General features: G+C 45.6%; 11 protein-coding genes. 3 read left to right on the forward strand and 8 right to left on the reverse strand.

The window, feature by feature from the left end; genetic code table 11:
- Positions 1-63 precede the first annotated feature (63 nt).
- Both JGK11_RS11680 and msrP read right to left on the reverse strand, forming a co-directional pair.
- The gene (locus JGK11_RS11680; RefSeq protein WP_293211769.1) at positions 64-5406 is read right to left on the reverse strand and encodes an AAA family ATPase; all 5343 of its coding nucleotides are present in this window, start codon (positions 5404-5406) and stop codon (positions 64-66) included.
- Between the two features lie 279 nt (positions 5407-5685).
- Positions 5686-6669 (reverse strand): protein-methionine-sulfoxide reductase catalytic subunit MsrP, encoded by a 984-nt coding sequence (msrP, locus tag JGK11_RS11685; RefSeq protein ID WP_293196646.1) that lies wholly within the window; start codon positions 6667-6669, stop codon positions 5686-5688.
- A gap of 741 nt (positions 6670-7410) precedes the next feature.
- On the opposite strand from msrP, the gene JGK11_RS11690 reads away from it, so the two are divergent.
- Positions 7411-9450 carry a protein kinase gene (locus JGK11_RS11690; RefSeq protein WP_293184894.1) on the forward strand — a complete coding sequence of 680 codons (2040 nt, stop codon included), beginning with the start codon at positions 7411-7413 and terminating at the stop codon, positions 9448-9450.
- A gap of 124 nt (positions 9451-9574) precedes the next feature.
- On the opposite strand, the gene JGK11_RS11695 is transcribed toward JGK11_RS11690, so the two are convergent.
- Positions 9575-10558 carry an NADPH:quinone reductase gene (locus JGK11_RS11695; RefSeq protein WP_293184893.1) on the reverse strand — a complete coding sequence of 328 codons (984 nt, stop codon included), beginning with the start codon at positions 10556-10558 and terminating at the stop codon, positions 9575-9577.
- Positions 10559-10737: 179 nt separating this feature from the next.
- Positions 10738-11478: an SDR family oxidoreductase gene (locus tag JGK11_RS11700; RefSeq protein WP_293184892.1), complete on the reverse strand. Its 741-nt coding sequence runs from the start codon at positions 11476-11478 to the stop codon at positions 10738-10740.
- A 278-nt stretch (positions 11479-11756) separates the two neighbouring features.
- Here JGK11_RS11700 and JGK11_RS11705 point away from each other — a divergent pair, with 278 nt between their 5' ends.
- Both JGK11_RS11705 and JGK11_RS11710 read left to right on the forward strand, forming a co-directional pair.
- The gene (locus JGK11_RS11705) at positions 11757-12305 is read left to right on the forward strand and encodes a tetratricopeptide repeat protein (protein WP_293184891.1); all 549 of its coding nucleotides are present in this window, start codon (positions 11757-11759) and stop codon (positions 12303-12305) included.
- A gap of 163 nt (positions 12306-12468) precedes the next feature.
- Positions 12469-12762 (forward strand): DUF3288 family protein, encoded by a 294-nt coding sequence (locus JGK11_RS11710; RefSeq protein WP_293184890.1) that lies wholly within the window; start codon positions 12469-12471, stop codon positions 12760-12762.
- A gap of 239 nt (positions 12763-13001) precedes the next feature.
- Here the strand turns inward: JGK11_RS11710 and secA are convergent, their stop codons facing one another.
- From secA to JGK11_RS11730, 4 genes are all read right to left on the reverse strand, one after another.
- The gene (gene secA, locus JGK11_RS11715) at positions 13002-15818 is read right to left on the reverse strand and encodes a preprotein translocase subunit SecA (RefSeq protein ID WP_293211772.1); all 2817 of its coding nucleotides are present in this window, start codon (positions 15816-15818) and stop codon (positions 13002-13004) included.
- A gap of 494 nt (positions 15819-16312) precedes the next feature.
- A complete protein-coding gene (locus JGK11_RS11720) occupies positions 16313-16570 on the reverse strand; it encodes a hypothetical protein (RefSeq protein ID WP_293190502.1) in 258 nt (85 codons plus the stop codon).
- 146 nt (positions 16571-16716) lie between these two features.
- Positions 16717-17142, reverse strand: coding sequence for a retroviral-like aspartic protease (locus JGK11_RS11725; protein ID WP_293190501.1), 426 nt, complete (start codon positions 17140-17142; stop codon positions 16717-16719).
- Positions 17135-17380 carry a hypothetical protein gene (locus JGK11_RS11730; RefSeq protein WP_293203051.1) on the reverse strand — a complete coding sequence of 82 codons (246 nt, stop codon included), beginning with the start codon at positions 17378-17380 and terminating at the stop codon, positions 17135-17137. Before JGK11_RS11730 ends, JGK11_RS11725 begins: the two co-directional genes overlap by 8 nt.
- Positions 17381-17496: the final 116 nt, after the last annotated feature.

Here is a 17496-nt window from a genome sequence, read left to right on the forward strand (position 1 = left end):
CAGATAAATCGTCTGCCCAATCTTCACAAATGGTTTGTGGAAATTTTCGCTAAACCCACATAGCTATTGGATCATTCTTTTTGTGGAGGCCTCTAATTCATCGGCGGCGACACCTGGCCCAGTGTCGGAGATTGCAAAAATCAGGAAGTACGAAGATCCAGAATCTAAATCGTTAGGATTTTGTAGTGGGCTAATTTTACTACATTTTTCAAGACTCTGATTTGCTGGAATATTTGAATTTTCGCTATTCTCCACAATATTAACAGTTTTAGCGGGCTTTAGACTGCTTGCTTCTGGTTTGAGATTAACTTTTACTGCAACTCCTCCTTCTTGAGTAAATTTGAGAGCGTTACCGATCAAATTTATTAAAACTTGTCGCAATTTGACTTCATCTGTGCGAACGTATCTGGGAACATCAGGGCTGTATTCTACTACTAATTGCAATTGTTTGTCGTCAGATTTGATATGGAACATATCTTCGAGATCGTCCATAAATTGATACAAATCAAAATTTTTATAGTTGAGAATAGTCCGACCAGCTTCAATCTTTGATAAATCTAAAACCTGGTTGATTAAAGTTAGTAAATGGTCGCCGCTGCGAGTAATAATTGCGACATTATCTTGATGCTCTTTGGGTAGATTTTGGCTGCGGAGCATGATTTGAGAAAAGCCGAGGATGGCGTTGAGGGGAGAGCGCAATTCGTGGCTCATGTTGGCTAAAAAACTGCTCTTCGCTTCGTTGGCTACTTCGGCTTTTTTCTTGGCAAGAGCGAGCTCCGATGTGCGTTCTTCTACTTTTGTTTCTAAGGTGCGGTTGGAATCTGCTAGATTAGTATAAAGTCTGGCATTTTCAATGGAGATGGCTGCCGAAGCCGATAAGACTTTCAGCAGTTCTAATCTGTCTGATGTAAATGCTCCAGCAATCAGGTTGTTTTCTAAGTAAATTATGCCGATAAGTTGACCTTGGTTCAGGAGTGGCGCGCACAATATTGATTTGTTTTGATGCTGTTTGATATAGGGGTCGCTGTTAAAATTTTTGCTGGCAAATGCTTGGCTTAAAACTACTGTCTCTCCTGTACGGGCAACATAATTAACAATCGATACTGGTAGGTTATTATCTATAGAAATTGACTGCAATACCGCAATACTCTCCGAATCGATCGCACCCGCAGCTTCGATTAGCAATTCCCCGGAATTGTTATTGGCAGAATCTGAGGGGGAATGGAAAATTAAATAGCCTCGTTGTGCTCCGGCATTTTCAATCAGTATTTTCATCAAAGAAGCCAGCAACTTATCCAAGAGTATTTCGCCAGAAATGGCTTGGCTGGCTTTCACTACCGCAGCCAAATCTAAAGCTGAACTTCCTAAGCCAGGGGTGTTTAATTGGCTGGCTATAGTTACTGTACTGGCATCATGAAATTGAGTTTCTGATGTGGATTTTATTAATAATTTTGGGTGAGTTGCTTCTAACTTTTCTTGTTTGCGTTTGGCGCCCCAAATTAGATAGTTGTAGTGCGCTTTTTTTAGGTAAATTTCGGCAAATTCTGCTTTACCTTTGCTCAGCCAGAAATTGGCTGCTAATTCTGCGGCTAATGCTTCATTTTGGATAAAATAGCCGTCTCTGGCTGAAGTAATCGATCGATCGTACAAATCGATCGCCTCCATCTCCTTACCCACAATCCGCGCCATCTCCCCAGCTACCAATAAGTATTTATGCTCAAAGGTCTCCGGACAGCTATCAGCCCAGATTTTCATCTGTTTTTGGTTGGCTTTGAGCTTTCTCAGATATTTTTGGCGATCGCCCTTGGAAGCTTGCGGGTAAAGCGCAGTTAAAATTAGAGAATAATAAAAATTATGTTCGGCTACAATAATTGTGCCGATCGCCAAACTCAATTTTTTCTCAGCTTCCACAGCATAGCTGAAAGCTGCTGCATACTCTCCGTACAAATACAAAACCTGGCATTTCAAAATTTGATAGCCGCAGATTGCCAAAAAACTGCCGCGATCGGCACACCGCTCTAAATATTGTCCTTCGCTAATTTCGCCATTAGAAAATACCTCACAATTAGAAGTTTCTCCCAGTAAATTAAACAAAGCTATCTGACAGCCTAGTAAGTAATCAGTAGCAATTTGATTGTTAGTTTTAAAGTTAAATAGCAAAAAATTCCACACTTCTACACGCAGAGATTCGAGATTTTTGCCCTGGGGGATAGAATACATCAATTTGTAAAGCTGAATGTAACCTGCAAATTGCAATTCGCCGGATTCTAAGCCAGCTTGATAGCCATTATGGCTAATCGAATCCGACAGTTTCAGAGGCTGTATCCAGTGATTTAAATGAGCGACAAGCATTTCCGATGCCTTGCATTTTTGCGTCAAATCGTGAAAGCGATCGCTCAAATTGAGAGCTAACATCCCAAACTCGTATCCCGAGCGATAATCAGCCATCGCAGCCGACAAAACCAAGCCGTAGCAAGCATAGCTGTAAGATGATTCCGGCACCGGGCCGTATTTCAGAGAAAGATTGACAGATTTTGTAACAACTAATTGGTAAAGTATCGGATTGGAAAATAAACTCGCGGGAATAATTTTATCCAGAAGTTTCATCGCGGTTCTTTTTTCCGAAATCTTCATTTCCGGTACGTGCAGCAAAGCACCAATTGCCCGATCGCCCAATTGCGCTGTTGCTTCAGCAAATTCGGCTTTGCAAGCTTGCTGCAACTGCTTTTGGGGCAACTCAACCCCCAACAAACGCAAGCCCTGGCGCCCAAATTTAATAGCTTCCTCGTATTCCCCCAACATGGTATGCAGCGTAATTAGGCGATCGAAAAATTCCGCTTTTTCCACCGCCAATTGCAACTGCGATAGTGCCGAATGAATCAAAAATTGCGATTGCTCGAAATTGCCAATCAGATAATTCAATTCCGCAGCTTCCAGGTACAACTCTCGCGTCAAATTATATTCAGTTTCCCAGCTATCCGCAGCCAAAAGTTCGATCCCAAAACAGACATACTTGACAGCAGCCGCATAAGCTGTAGCAGCTTTGGCTTTTTTCCCAGCCAAAAGATTGAGTTTGGCAATTTTATCTCTTTCCGTGCGATCGATCGCCAAGGGCAGCTCCCCTGCTGTCGCCATTTCTATCGCCCCTATCGCCTTTCCTGCCGCCAGATTTAACTGATCGACAATTTCAAAAAGCTCCTCCGACAAATCTTCACCATCGCTATTATCCAATAACAAGCGACCGATTTGCAAATGAACCGCTTTTTTCTGCCCTTCGTCAATCAAAGCATAAGCAGCTTGTTGGACGCGATCGTGCAAAAACTTGTACTCTTCAAACAACAGTTCAATATCCAACTCAGACACCGGAAAAATCAAACCAGCTTCCAGTGCGGGCTTCAAATCTGAGAACACCAAATCCGGAGATCTTTCACAAATTTTTGATAAAGTAGTTAAGTCAAAAGATGCCCCAGCACAAGCTGCGAAACGCAAAATATTTTGAGTTATTTCCGGCAATATTTTTATTTTTTTTACCATCAAATCAACCACATTATCAGTGATATCCCTTGCTTCAATTTGAGCAATATCCCACTGCCAAAATCCTCCACAACCTCTATTTTTTAGAGCCTTTGGTTCCCGAATCGATAGCTCGGAAGATTCCAGAAAACTAAAATTAATCAATTTCTCAGAATGCAGCATTTTGAGAAATTGATTGACAAAAAACGGATTTCCATTAGTTTTGCATAACACCAAGTCAGCCAAAGATTGCACAGACATAGCATCGCTATGCACAGTGTCAGCTATTAAATTACTAACATCTTGGATGGTTAAATTAGCTAAATAAATAAAATCAATTGTAGCGCCTTCTTTTTGCATTTCATCCACAGTAATCATTAAGGGATGATGGGCGCTAACTTCATTGTCTCGATAGGCTCCAATCAGCAATAAATATTGTGTATCACTATCCACTACCATCAATTGAATTAAATTGAGAGTAGCTGCATCTACCCACTGTAAATCGTCAAGAAAAATTACCAGTGGATGTTCCGCCGAACAAAACACGCGAATAAATTTTTCAAACACAAAATAGAAACGAATTTGCGCTTCATTTGGTCTCAACTCTGCTACCTGGGGCTGTTTGCCGATAATTAATTCTATTTCGGGAATTACCTCAATAATTACTTGACCGTTTGCACCCAATGCAATTAAAAGTTTAGTGCGCCACTCATCGAGTTTTGCGGAACTTTCGGTTAGCAGTTGTCGCGCCAATCCCGAGAAAGCGCTAATAATCCCTGAATAGGGAATATCGCGCTGAAATTGGTCAAATTTGCCGGAAATAAAATAGCCGCGTTTTTCAGTAATTGGTTTGTAAATTTCTTGTACCAGCGATGATTTCCCCATGCCCGAATAACCGGCAACTAGCATCATTTCGCTTCCAGAAAAACTATGTTGTGGGTTCGCAACTCGCTCGAATGCTGCTAGCAAAGCCTGGACTGGCGCCGCCCGCCCGTATAGTTTTTGAGGGATTTGAAATCGATCGGAAATATCTTCTTTAGCTAAAGCAAACTCTAAAATAGTTCCTGTTGTCTGTAATTGACGCAGACATTCTTCTAAGTCTGCTTGAATTCCCCAAACACTTTGGTAACGGTTTTCAGCAGTTTTTTCTAAAAGTTTCATGACTATTGCTGACACAGCCGGAGGAATTTGTGGATTGATTTTGTTGATGGGCAATGGCTGTTTTGCAATGTGACAGTGTACCAATTCCATTGCATCTTTGGTCTCAAAAGGCAATTGGTTGGTTAGCAGTTCGTAAAAAGTAATGCCGAGGGAATAAAAATCTGTACGGTAATCTAGAGAACGGTTCATTCTCCCTGTTTGTTCTGGTGAAATGTAGGCTAAAGTTCCTTCTAAAATATTGGGATTTTTTATGGTAGGAGTTTCGCGGGTTAACAGGGTGGAAATTCCGAAGTCAATAATTTGGATTTTTCCTGTGGCTGGGTTGAGAATAATGTTGCCGGGGTTGATGTCTTTGTGGATGATGTTTGCTGCGTGAATTTGTCCTAATATTGCGGCGGCTTGAATGCCGATATTGAGAAATTCAAACAGGCTAAAGCTTTGCTGTTCCTGCATTTGTTTCAATGAGAAACCGCCAAAATCTTCTAAGATTAGAAGGAGAGTGTTGCGATATTTTTGTAAGTCGTAAGCTTTGATGACTCCTGGCAGGTTGAGGATTTGAAGAATTTTGTATTCCTGTCGGTAGCGGACTATTTCGCCGGGAGTTGGATAGTCTTCGTTGAGCAGTTTGAGAATAATTGGCTGTTGATTTTGTTCTCTAATACCTCGATAAACTGTTGAAATAGAATTTTCGTGTATTTTATTTAATGTTTGAATGCCGGGAATTTCAAGCATTGCATATTTTCCTTTTTTATTAACTGGAAATTAACTTAGAATAAGACCGGGCATAGGGCATAGGGCATAGGGCATGGGGCATATCTCACCATGCTTGAGAACCGCTATAGAATAAGATCGGGCGGTTGAAATCGCGTCTATACAGGCAAAACTCGGATGGTGCGCGGGTTGAAGAGTCGGCGGTTGAAATTAGGTTTTTTCTTCTGTCCGCGCACCATCCGGACATCGTTTGTGTAGACGCGGTTTCAACCATACGTCCTATCTGAGTGTGAAATTTCGCTAACTGTAAAGGCTTGCGACATATTCGCCGTAACCGTTATAGGGCAAAGTTGGGCGAGTTTCCCACGACCAACTGTTACCGGGTCCGACTACCCGTTCGCTGGCTTGCGACCATCTGGGGTGCGGTTTGTCGGGTTCGACATTGGCTTCAAATGCGTATTCGTTGGGGCCGATGGTATTCCAAAAAGTAGCGGGCTGTTTTTCCACAAATTCAATTTTAACGATCGACTTTGCGCCCTTAAAACCGTATTTCCAGGGAATCACCTGCCGCAGCGGCGCCCCATTTTGTTTGGGTAAGCGCCGCCCGTACAATCCTGTGGCAAAAAATGCTAAATCGTTTGCCATTTCCTCGATTCGCATACCTTCGGTATAAGGCCAAGGATAAAATTGCGACATCAAACCGGGGCCGGGAGTGATTTTTGAGTCGTAAAATGAGGTGAAGCGCACAAATTTAGCGTTCGATTGCGGTTCGACATCAGCCATGAGTAATTTCATGGGAAATCCGACCCAAGGAACTACCATCGACCAGGCTTCTACGCAGCGAAATCGATAAACTCGTTCTTCGATGGGAAATTTTTTCTGGAGGTCGTCTATATCGTAGGTGCGGGGATTTTTGACTAAACCAGTTACTTCTACTTTCCAGTTTTCGGTTGGTAAAGCTTGGGCGGCTTGCCAAATAGATTTTGTGCCTCCGTATTCGTAAAAGTTGTTATATTTGGTAGCTAGGGCTTCGTCGGTAATTGCCCGATCGACTTTCGCAAAGGTAGGATTCCGGGTCAATCCAGCGTAGGCTTGGGTTGAGCCTTTATCCAGAGCAGTTTTTGAGCCTGTATTGCTTTGACAGCCTGTCAGTGGTAGCAGCGAAGCAGTGACGCCGGCGCCGATTAAATTGGTCATGAAACGGCGGCGGTTGAGAAAGGCTGTTTCTGAGGTAATTTGTGAGTTGGAAATTTCCCAAGGTTTGGGAACGCGAATTAAGGGCATAGTTCAGTTGACAGTTGACAGTTGACAGTTGACAGTTGACAGTTGACAGTTGACAGTTGACAGTTGACAGTTGACAGTTGACAGTTGACCGCTTGAGGGCTACCTCTCCATAAAAGGAAGAGGATTGAAACAGTGAATAATTTTGTTTTATTTCCCCCGTTGAGGAGGAGGCTTTAAACCATTATTCTTCGTAATAGTTAAAAGTTAGTAGTTAGTTTGGCGAAAGTTGCCAAAATTTCAATTTTTCAGTTGATTTGAAATTTGAAATTGACTCCCTTGCCGCAATTACTGGATCTACAATGACAGTATACCGTAATTCGTTGACAGCGAGTCCAGCCGAGCAATCAAGTTCGGTGCGATCGACTTATTAAGCCTCGATCGCATAAAAGTCCTACCAATTTGAGATTTTAGACTTCGACGGCTTCTGCGGGCTACGCTGACTGACAAGTGGCGATCGCGGTTGTCCTTGCTTACCGAAGTGTCGAACGATAGAAGAATTGGGGATGACTGACTCGATAGTGGTGGGAATTTTTTCTACAGTTGTATTATTTACGCCCACAGGTGTCAGCCAGAATTTAGGCGCGATCGACAGCAGCAACTGTGGCTAAAATCTAGGAAACAATTATCATAAAGCAAAGATTCAAATTATTTAATTTGTCCACAGGAAGCGGCACGCACCGCCCCGCTTTCCTCCCCCACTCCTCCCTTTAAATCGGACGGGGGTCTCCAGCGGCAAGACAAATGAGTTACTGCATAAATCCCAATTGCCAAAATCCCAAAAATCTCGATCGCGCGACAGCCTGCACAAATTGCGAGTCGAACTTGCTGCTCAAAGGGCGCTACCGAGTCTTTCACACCCTCGGTCAAAGTATCGCTTGCCGCACCTTCCTAGCAGCCGATGAAGACCAACCAGCGCAACCCCGCTGCGTCATTCAACAGTTCTGCGGCCCCATGCCGTCAATCGCCGACGGTCAAAACCAGTTCAACCGGACATTTTTGGGTTCTGCCTCAGTTCTCGACAAGTTGGGCAAACACCAGCAAATACCGAAACTGCTGGCATCTTTTGAAGTCGAAGGCTGCCAGTATTTAGTGCAAGAATACATTGAAGGGCGCAATTTAGCCGATCGGCTTTCGGAAAAAGGCGTTTTTAAAGAAATTCACATTTGGTATCTGCTGAGCGAGTTGTTACCAGTGCTGGAATTTGTCCACGAAAATCAACTGATTCACCGAGATATCAAACCGTCCAATATTGTTCACCGCAAATCTTCCCAAACGTCGGCAGCAATAGTCGGGAAAGAGCATCTGGATTCTTGGGAGGAGGAATCCGGGCTAGTTTTAGTCGATTTCGGATCCGCAATTCCTGCCAACAGCGGGCCCCTGAAAACAGAAACAGTGACGGGTTCTGCCGAATACGCGGCGCCGGAACAAATTAAAGGTGAAGCAATTAAGAGCAGCGACATCTACAGTTTGGGCGTCACCTGCATTCACTTGTTAACGGGAATGTCGCCCTTTGATTTGTTTGACATCAAAGCCGACGCTTGGGCCTGGAGGGATTATTTGAAAGTACCAGTTTCGGCCAGACTCGGCCGCATCCTGGATAAAATGGTGCAGCGAGAACCATCAAAACGCTATCGATCGATCGAAGCAATTCTCACAGACATGAAATACGGCCCGACACCGATAGAGGTGATTGCCAGCAAACCCAAGTGGACTTTAGCTTTGTGGGGGGGAGCCACAGTTGCTCTGATTTCATTGGTGCTCGGTTCTCGCTTGCCATCTCCGGTATCGGAGGCTTTCACTTCCAATGAGCCTGTTTCTAGCATTCCCGACATTCGGTTCGACCCGCCCCCCATGCAGAATTTCAGCAGCGAGCCATCGCTGTCACACCCCGCAGTGCGGACTTTGACAGAGCAAGACAAAAATCCGGTGTGGGCGGTAGCAGTCACTCCCAACGGCCGCGTGATAGTTAGTGGCAACAACGATGGGACAATTCACCTGCTGCACAAGCGTCACGGTAAAGTGCTCAAGGTTTTGGCGGCACATTTGGGGCCCGTGTGGTCAGTGGCAGTGAGTCCCGATGGCAGGACGATCGCCAGCGGTGGCGCTGACGGTACGATTAAACTGTGGAATTTCTATTCTGGCCAGTTAATTCGGACATTGGACGGACACACAGACGGCGTGTTCTCGGTGGTGTTCAGTCCCGACGGCAAAGCCCTCGCCAGTGTAGGCAAAGATAATGCTTTGAAGTTGTGGCAAGTCGAAGGCGGGGCCGAGTTGCAAACACTCAAAGGGATAACCGACGAAGTGCATTCGGTAGCTTTCAGTGCCTATAAAGACACTTTGTTTGCTGGCAAAGGCGACGGTAGGATCGAGATGTGGAATTGGAAAACAGGGGCATTCCAAGCCACTCTGACTGGTCATGTTGATGCTGTTTCGGCGCTTACGATCAGCCCCGACGGTACAATTTTGGGCAGCGGCGGCTGGGACAATACCGTGAGGATTTGGGATATCACCACGGATCACGGGCCCGAACCGTCCGGTGAGGTGACTTTTGCCGGTCATACCGATCGAATTCAGTCTGTAGCTTTCAGTCCCGACGGGGCGACGCTAGCCAGCAGCGATTTGAGCGGAACTATCAAGCTGTGGGCGATGGATGGCGGGGAGCAAGGCACGCTGAAAGGTCATTCTACTTGGGTGGAATTGGCTTTTAATCCTCAGGACAAAACTCTGATCAGCGGCAGTTATGACGACACGATCAAGGTGTGGCAACTGTCTCCTTGATTGTGGCGATCGATTCTCGGTGCGATCGAATTAAATCAAGGTATGTAGTTGCGCTTAAGCGCTCTTTCTTAGCGCTTTTGAACAAATCGAAGAGCGAAGACAGCGCAACTACGTGCCTAAAAATCTACCTCAATAAAACCAAATTGCCGATCGCACTACCGCTTTCCTGCAATTCATGAGCGGCCGCAATCTCGTCTAAACCAAAGCGCCCAGCAATAACGTGTCGCAAAACTCCAGCTTTCAGACAAGTCGTAATATCTGCCGCCGCTTGTTGGTGCGCTGCTTTGTCCATAGCATAAACTAGGACGTAATGAACGGTAAGATTTTTGTAAATTAACGAGTACACAGGAATTTGAGGCGTTGCATTTGAATCAGAAGCATAGGTGGCGATCGTGCCGTTACGGGCGATCGCTTTGAGATTAATTTCCAGATTTCCGGCAAAATCAACTTCAATTATGCGATCGACCCCTTTACCGCCCGCAATTTCCTTAATCCGCGCCACCACATCTTCAGCTTTATAATTAACAATATAATCAGCTCCCGCAGTTTTAGCAATTTCTGCTTTTTCCGCAGAACTTACCGTCGAAATAACCGTCGCGCCACCCCATTTTGCCAATTGGATCGCATAATTACCAACAGCGCCCGCCCCGCCCGCAACCAATACAATTTTCCCAGTAACAGCACCATCTTTAAAAACACAATGGTGTGCAGTCATAGCCGGAACTCCCAAACAAGCACCCGCTGCAAAATCTGTATTTTCCGGTAGAAAAACCGCTTGTTCGCTGGGAACAACAACATACTCCGCCGCCGTACCAAACTGGCGGGGCAAAGTGGCTTCATAAATCCAAACACGTTCCCCAATTCGAGACTGTGGCACGCCTTCTCCTGCTGCTTCAATTATGCCCGCACCGTCGTTGTGGGGAATGACTCGCGGGTATCGCATTGTGAGTCCGCCCCAACCGCTGCGCTGCTTAACATCGGATGGGTTAATTCCGGATGCGCGTACTTTAACCAGCACATCATTTGCGCCCAATTCTGGAACATCGATTTCGCCAATTTTGAGGACATCTTTCGCGTTGCCGAGTTGTTCGTAGTAAGCAGCTTTCACGGTTTTTTTCTCCTGATGTTTTCAATCTCGATCGCTCCGCCCCGCGTTACTTTATCACAAATAATTGCTTTAAAGCCGGAACCTTTTTTGGAAGAAATAAAAAAAAATATTCATTACTCCAATCCTCTTCCTTCCTTTGTCAAGTGCTGTCAACTGTCAACTGTCAACTGTCAACTGAATCAAGCACTTCCGCCGTTAACGCGGATATTTTGTCCGGTAATCCATCTGGCTTGTTCGCTACACAAAAAAGCCGTCACATCTGCTATATCTTCAACTTTTCCGAGTCTTCCGAAAGCAGTCATTTGCATAAATCTTTGAATTTGTTCGGGGGTTTTGCCGACAGTGAAAAGTTCTGTATCCGTGGGGCCCGGAGAAATGACATTGACTGTAATTTGCCGATCGCCCAATTCCTTCGCCAGCGATCGAGTTAGCTGTTCCACCGCGCCTTTTGTCGCCACGTAAGCCCCGTAAGTTGGCATCATTATCGCCGTTGTCGAACTAGAAAAGTTGACAATTCTGCCTCCATCTGCCATGCGTTTAGCAGCTTCTTGACAAGCAAAAAATGTGCCTTTGACGTTAACTGCAAACAGATTGTCAAACTCTGCTTCGGTAACTTCTGCTACAGGTTTGTAAAGAATTACTCCCGCATTGTTGACTAAAATATCGACTTGTGAATAGGTTTCGAGAGTGCGATCGAACAAATTGCCAATTTCTGCGGTTTTGCTGACATCGGCTTGTACGGCTAATGCTGTGCCGCCTGAGAGTGCGATCGCGGATACAACCTCTTGAGCGGCTTCTGTTCCTCTGGCGTAGTTGACGACAACCGATGCGCCTTCTTGGGATAATCGGAGGGCGATCGCGCGTCCAATTCCCCGCGATGCACCAGTCACAATTGCAACCTTTCCTGCTAGTGATGCCATGAGATTTACTCCCCAATTAGCGTTGATGCTGCTTCTAAACAATCATACTATTTTTTTAGGAAGCCGATACAGACTGACCTCAGAAATCGGGTTTCTGCGGAGATTTCTCGTAACTCAATTCAAAATTCGTAGAAACCGGGTTTCTAGCCCCCATGCGTAGTTTCAGATTCAGGTACAGAAACAAATTTAAAATCTCAAACAGTCAGAATATCTGTAGGAATTGCACTTGCTAGCCAACACCTGTGGTAAAGTAAACTCGGCTGTTAAACTAAAAATATATGACCGTAAATTCCGAGTTAACAGAGCAGTATTTGTCAGCGGGCGAGAAACTCCAGCAATCAGGAAAATTTGAGGAGGCGATCGCCCAATACCAAAAAATACTAGCACTCGAACCGGATGTGGCGGTGGCACGCAGCAAGATAGCCGAAGTTTATTATACGCAACAGAGATATGTAGAGGCGATCGCCCAGTGCTACCAAACCCTGCGCCAGCAACCCAATTTCGCCCCCGCCTACAAAACCCTCGGGAATATCCTGCAAGCCCAAGGGAAGACAGACGCAGCGGTGCGGGCGTACTCAAAGGCGATCGAATGCGAGCCTAGATTTGTCGCAGCCTATGTTAACTTAGGCAGTATGTGTTACAAACAAGGCTTGCTGGATGAAGCGATAACATACTACCAAAAGGCGATCGCCATGCAGCCAGACTTAGCAGCCGCTTACTGGAACTTAGGCAAAGTATTAGAACAGCAAGGGCGAACCAATGAAGGTTTAATTTATCAACAAAAAGCTTTAAACTTACAGCCAAATTTAGAAAAACCAGGCACATAAATCAATAGCCAAAAACGAGCAACAAAACAACTTCTAAATCTCTCTTTTCTCTGACTCTGCGCCCTCTGCGCCCTCTGCGGTTAAAAAGCATTCTCTTTATTATAAAAATTATAAAATAAGATTGTTCAAGCAAAATTTCAGTAGATATACCAGGACAAACAATATGGATTTAGACACAAAAAATCAAGACCAACAGCACCCGCAATACAAACGCGATCGAGCCACAGTCGATAGTTTATTAGGCAAAGAACCAACCGACAACAATTTATCAGAATTAGCAAGATTAATCATTCGCTATAAAGGATTTCCCGGCGCTAGAGATATCCAAGCAGACTTAAAAAAAGCCCTGCAACAATGGAATCATACCGAAGAAACTCTGTACGAACAAACCCGCAAAATTCACGCTAATGGTGAAGTTTACAGGAAACAAAAAAGCGATCAAGAAGATTGGGCTTAATACAGTCTTCAACCCGCGGAGGCGGGTTTTGTTTGTGTAGACGCGGTTTCAACCGCCGTCTTATCTTAGTCTAGATCCCCCTAAATCCCCCTTAAAAAGGGGGACTTTGAGTGCTTCTTGTCCCCCCCGACCTAAGGGGGGCTAGGGGGGATCGGGTCTAGTCACAAAACAGCAGTTTATGACTGCGTTTGACGTTTGTTTGGCACCAACGAACATTGTTGTGTCCCGACAAAATCCCTCTAAACCATCTCAGCCGAAACAGGCATTGCAGGCTGCGGCTGGAACTGGAACAGCGAATAAACCACGTTGCGGCGGATATCCGTCATCATGTCCAAAAACAGCTCGTAACCTTCCGTTTTGTACTCGATCAGCGGGTCTTTTTGTCCGTAACCGCGCAATCCCACAGACTCGCGCAAAGCATCCATTTGCTGCAAGTGTTCCCGCCACAAAGTATCAATTTGCTGCAAGATAAAGAACCGTTCCGCATCTCGCATCAAATCGGCACGGATGGCATTAACTTCCGCTTCCTTCATGTCGTAAGCATTGCGGACTTGTTCGTGGAGGAAAGTTTTGATTTCCTCAACTGACAAATCTTCTAATTGATCCGGAGTCATGTCAGCTAACAGATAAACAAATTCCTTCACCTTGCTGACAAGTTTGTCGAGTTCCCATTCTTCCGAAGGCAAATCGGGATTGATGTATGCTCCCACGATGTCGTCCATCGTTTGTTCGGCATACTTGATTACCTGTTCCTTCGAGTCCAAACCTTCCAAGACTCGGCGGCGTTCCGCATAGATGGCTCGACGCTGATTGTTCATCACTTCGTCGTATTCAAACACCTGTTTGCGGATGTCGTAATAGTAGGTTTCGACTTTTTTCTGAGCGCCTTCGAGCGATCGAGTCAGCATTCCAGATTCGATCGGCATATCCGCCTCAACACCGAACATATTCATCAAAGTACCCACCCGTTCGCCCCCGAAAATCCTGAGCAAATTGTCTTCCAAACTCAAGAAAAACCGCGTAGAACCGGGGTCTCCTTGGCGTCCCGCCCGGCCGCGCAACTGATTGTCAATCCGGCGCGATTCGTGGCGTTCAGTACCGATCACGTGCAAGCCACCCAACTGCACAACTTCATCGTGTTCGGTGCTGGTAAAAGCATCATATTCGCTGCGAGTACGATTGTAAGCTTCCCGCAATTTTTGAATTACGATGTCTTTGGTGGGCGCTTTTTCCGAGGCTACAGCCACGATATCATCGGCTTGCAATTCCGAGAGCGATCGCTCCCCGTACTCCTTCACCGCCAATTCAACCGCCACTTTCAGCAGTTGCTCGACCTCTTTCGATAGCTGCGTCGGGAAAATCTCGGCCGAAGCCTTCCAAGACTTGACTTTTTTAGCAGTTTGACCAAAACCTTGAGCTGCGGGGCGGGCGCCCATACCGGGCGCTTGTACCAGCGAAAACCCGTCTTCATCATCGGGGCGCACGATCCGGGGCATCAAATACTCGCGCAACTTCAGGCGTCCCATGTACTCAGAATTACCGCCCAGAATGATGTCGGTACCCCGTCCGGCCATGTTTGTGGCGATCGTCACAGCGCCTTTGCGTCCGGCTTGAGCGATAATTTCCGACTCCCGTTCCACATTTTCCGGTTTCGCATTCAGCAAATTGTGAGGAATCTTGAGTTCCCGAAGCAGCCGCGACAGCAACTCGGATTTTTCCACACTGGTAGTACCCACCAGCACCGGTCTACCGATTTCGTGCATTTCGGCGCATTCTTGGGCGATCGCCTTCCACTTGCCGGCCTCTGCCTTGTAAACCATATCCGAAAGGTCGCCACGGCTGGGAATCCGGTTAGTCGGAATCAGCGTCACTTCCAGACTGTAAATCTTCTCAAACTCGGTTTCCTCAGTCTTCGCCGTCCCAGTCATCCCCGACAGCTTCGGATACAGCAAAAAGAAATTTTGATAAGTAATCGTCGCCAGCGTCTGAGTTTCTGGCTGAATTTCCGCGTGTTCTTTGGCTTCGATGGCTTGGTGCAAACCGTCACTCCAGCGCCGTCCCGGCATCACCCGCCCTGTAAACTCATCGACAATCACCACTTCGCGATCGAGATTGACGATGTAGTTAATATCCTTAATAAACAATTCCTTCGCCTTAATCGCATTAAAAATGTAATGCGCCCAAGGGTCAGCCGGATCGTATAAGTCCTTCACTCCCAACAAATCCTCAGCTTCGCCAAACCCTTCATCGGTCAACAGCACATTCCGCGCCTTTTCGTCAACCTCGTAGTGTTCCTCATTTTCCTTTCTCAGGGAAGCAGCCACCTCAGCCGCCCGGATGTACTTCTCGCTGGGGCGTTCCACCTGACCCGAAATAATTAGAGGTGTTCTGGCCTCATCAATCAGCACCGAGTCAACCTCGTCAATCACGCAGAAATTAAAAGGACGCTGCACCACATCTTCCATGACAGTAGCCATGTTATCGCGCAAATAGTCAAAGCCCACTTCGCTGTTGGTGGCGTAGGTAATATCGCAGTTATAATTTTTCTTGCGTTCCACCTGATCCATGCCCTGCTGGATCAGTCCCACAGTCAATCCCAGGAAGCGGTGCACCTGCCCCATCCATTCCGCGTCCCGCCGTGCGAGATAATCGTTGACGGTGATGATGTGCACGCCTTTACCGTTGAGGGCGTTGAGGTAAGCCGGCAGCGTCGCTACTAGAGTTTTGCCTTCACCGGTTTTCATTTCGGCAATTTGGCCTTTGTGCAGGATGATGCCGCCGAGGAGTTGGACATCAAAGTGGCGCATTCCCAAAACTCGCTGTCCCGCTTCCCGCACCACTGCAAAAGCTTCGGGCAAGATTTCATCGAGGATTTCTTTCTCTTCGTTGAGAGATTTAGCTTTGGCCAGACGTTCTTTAAACTCCGCTGTTTTGCCTCTGAGGTCGTCGTCTGAGAGGGCGCGTAAGTCTTCTTCCAAGATATTGATATCAGCTACCCAAGGCTGAAATTTTCTCAGTTTGCGAGCGTTGGGGTCGCCGAGTAGATTTTTAAACATGGCAGGAGAGGCAGATTTTTAATAATTTAGCTAGTAGCTTGCAGAATTAGGGGCTGTAGTGTCAGCCACAACGTTTACCTTCCCCGATTGTAGCAACCATTTGCCGTCCTAGGCGGTCGAAGGCGCCCTTGGGGGCGATTTGGGATTTGGGATTTGGGATTTGGGATTTGGGATTTGGGATTGAAGAAGTGACTTCTCTTGTCCCTTGCTGATTCAGCAAATCATTTCCACAAACTATTGAGTAAGGGCGTTATGCGGGCAGTTTGTGGATTAGGTGTATAGCCCGAAGGCGGATGAGGAGATTTTAGAGCAACGGGAAGTCATTGTAATTATGTCCTTCTGAATCCTTCGCAAGGCTCAGGACTGCGAAGAATCGAGCGAGATTCTTCCCGGAGTTTACTTGCAGAACCCTTCACTCCGTTCTGCAAGTAAACTCCGGGTCGGGATCGGAATGACAGACAATAGATGCGTAAGTCCTGTACTCAACAAAACGGTTACTCAGTTTTACTGACGAACTTATAAGCTTGATAACCTCCGTAGGTTAAAAGTGCCCCTGCTGCCACAATTCCTGCAACTGGGAGAGTCACAGGAGCAGCCACAATAGTTGTTGCTGTCGTTGTCAAGCCCAACCAACCTGCGACACCAGCAGCAGGCACTGTTGCAGTAGTGGCTATAGGTACAGTGGCAATTGTAATTGAACCCAATGACGAACCACCAAGTGCAGCGATTCCAGCGATCAACTCGTTTTTCATTTCTCTAACTATTGTGATAATTGTATATTTTATCTCATAATTTACCGCATATTTTTTTTTCTGTCAATATCGAATCAAAAAAAAAAATTAGGATTTTCCAGTGTCTATACCGGGCTGCAACGCAGGATTTTAAAAAATTGATAATCTCAACTATCCTTAAATTTAGGAGACACTTCAAACGCTAATTGTGACCCATAAAAACAAACATCAAACTCAGTAAAAAAATTAGTTCGCCCTAAAAGAATGGGAATATTATTCACCCTACTCCAGGCAAAAACTAACTGAACTGGATCAAAGTCCCCTATTTTTGCCAAGACTAATAACCCTTTCGTTTCAGCACTCGCTAAATTTCCCGCTAAAGTAACAGAAAATCTTTGCTCTTCCCAAATTGCCCCTAATTGCACCCCAACATTATAGGGCAAAACATTTACGCTAGCTCCTGTATCCAGTAAACCCATAACCTCAACAGAACGATTTTGATAAGTTAGTGTTAAAGGCAGATACGGAACATCAGCTAAAACACCTGACTCATCTCGTTTAGGTTGAAAAGAATATCGCCTACCATTAAACATTTTGAGTTTGTTTTTGTTCTGTTTCTAGTAACTGCATTAATTGCTCTGCTGCACTATTAGAAGTATGCACGGAATACATAATTTCAGCAGATTCATTGCCCATGACAATTCCTTCTTCTTTCGCCAATTCTGCTATTAAAAACAGCATTATTTGAAATTTATCAGTGCGGGACAATTGCTGAAGTTGGGCTAATAATTCAAGATTTGACATAAAACGCCATTGAATTCGTTTTTCCATTTTATCACACCCTTGAGATTTAAACTACTCCACAACAGCAGTGTGAATCCCTAATTCCTGAACAGGCAAGATGCCTGTTCCACAAAGAATGAATTTGATTGTGGAACAGGCATCTT

Source organism: Microcoleus sp. PH2017_34_RAT_O_A (assembly GCF_020737885.1).
Taxonomy (GTDB): domain Bacteria; phylum Cyanobacteriota; class Cyanobacteriia; order Cyanobacteriales; family Microcoleaceae; genus Microcoleus.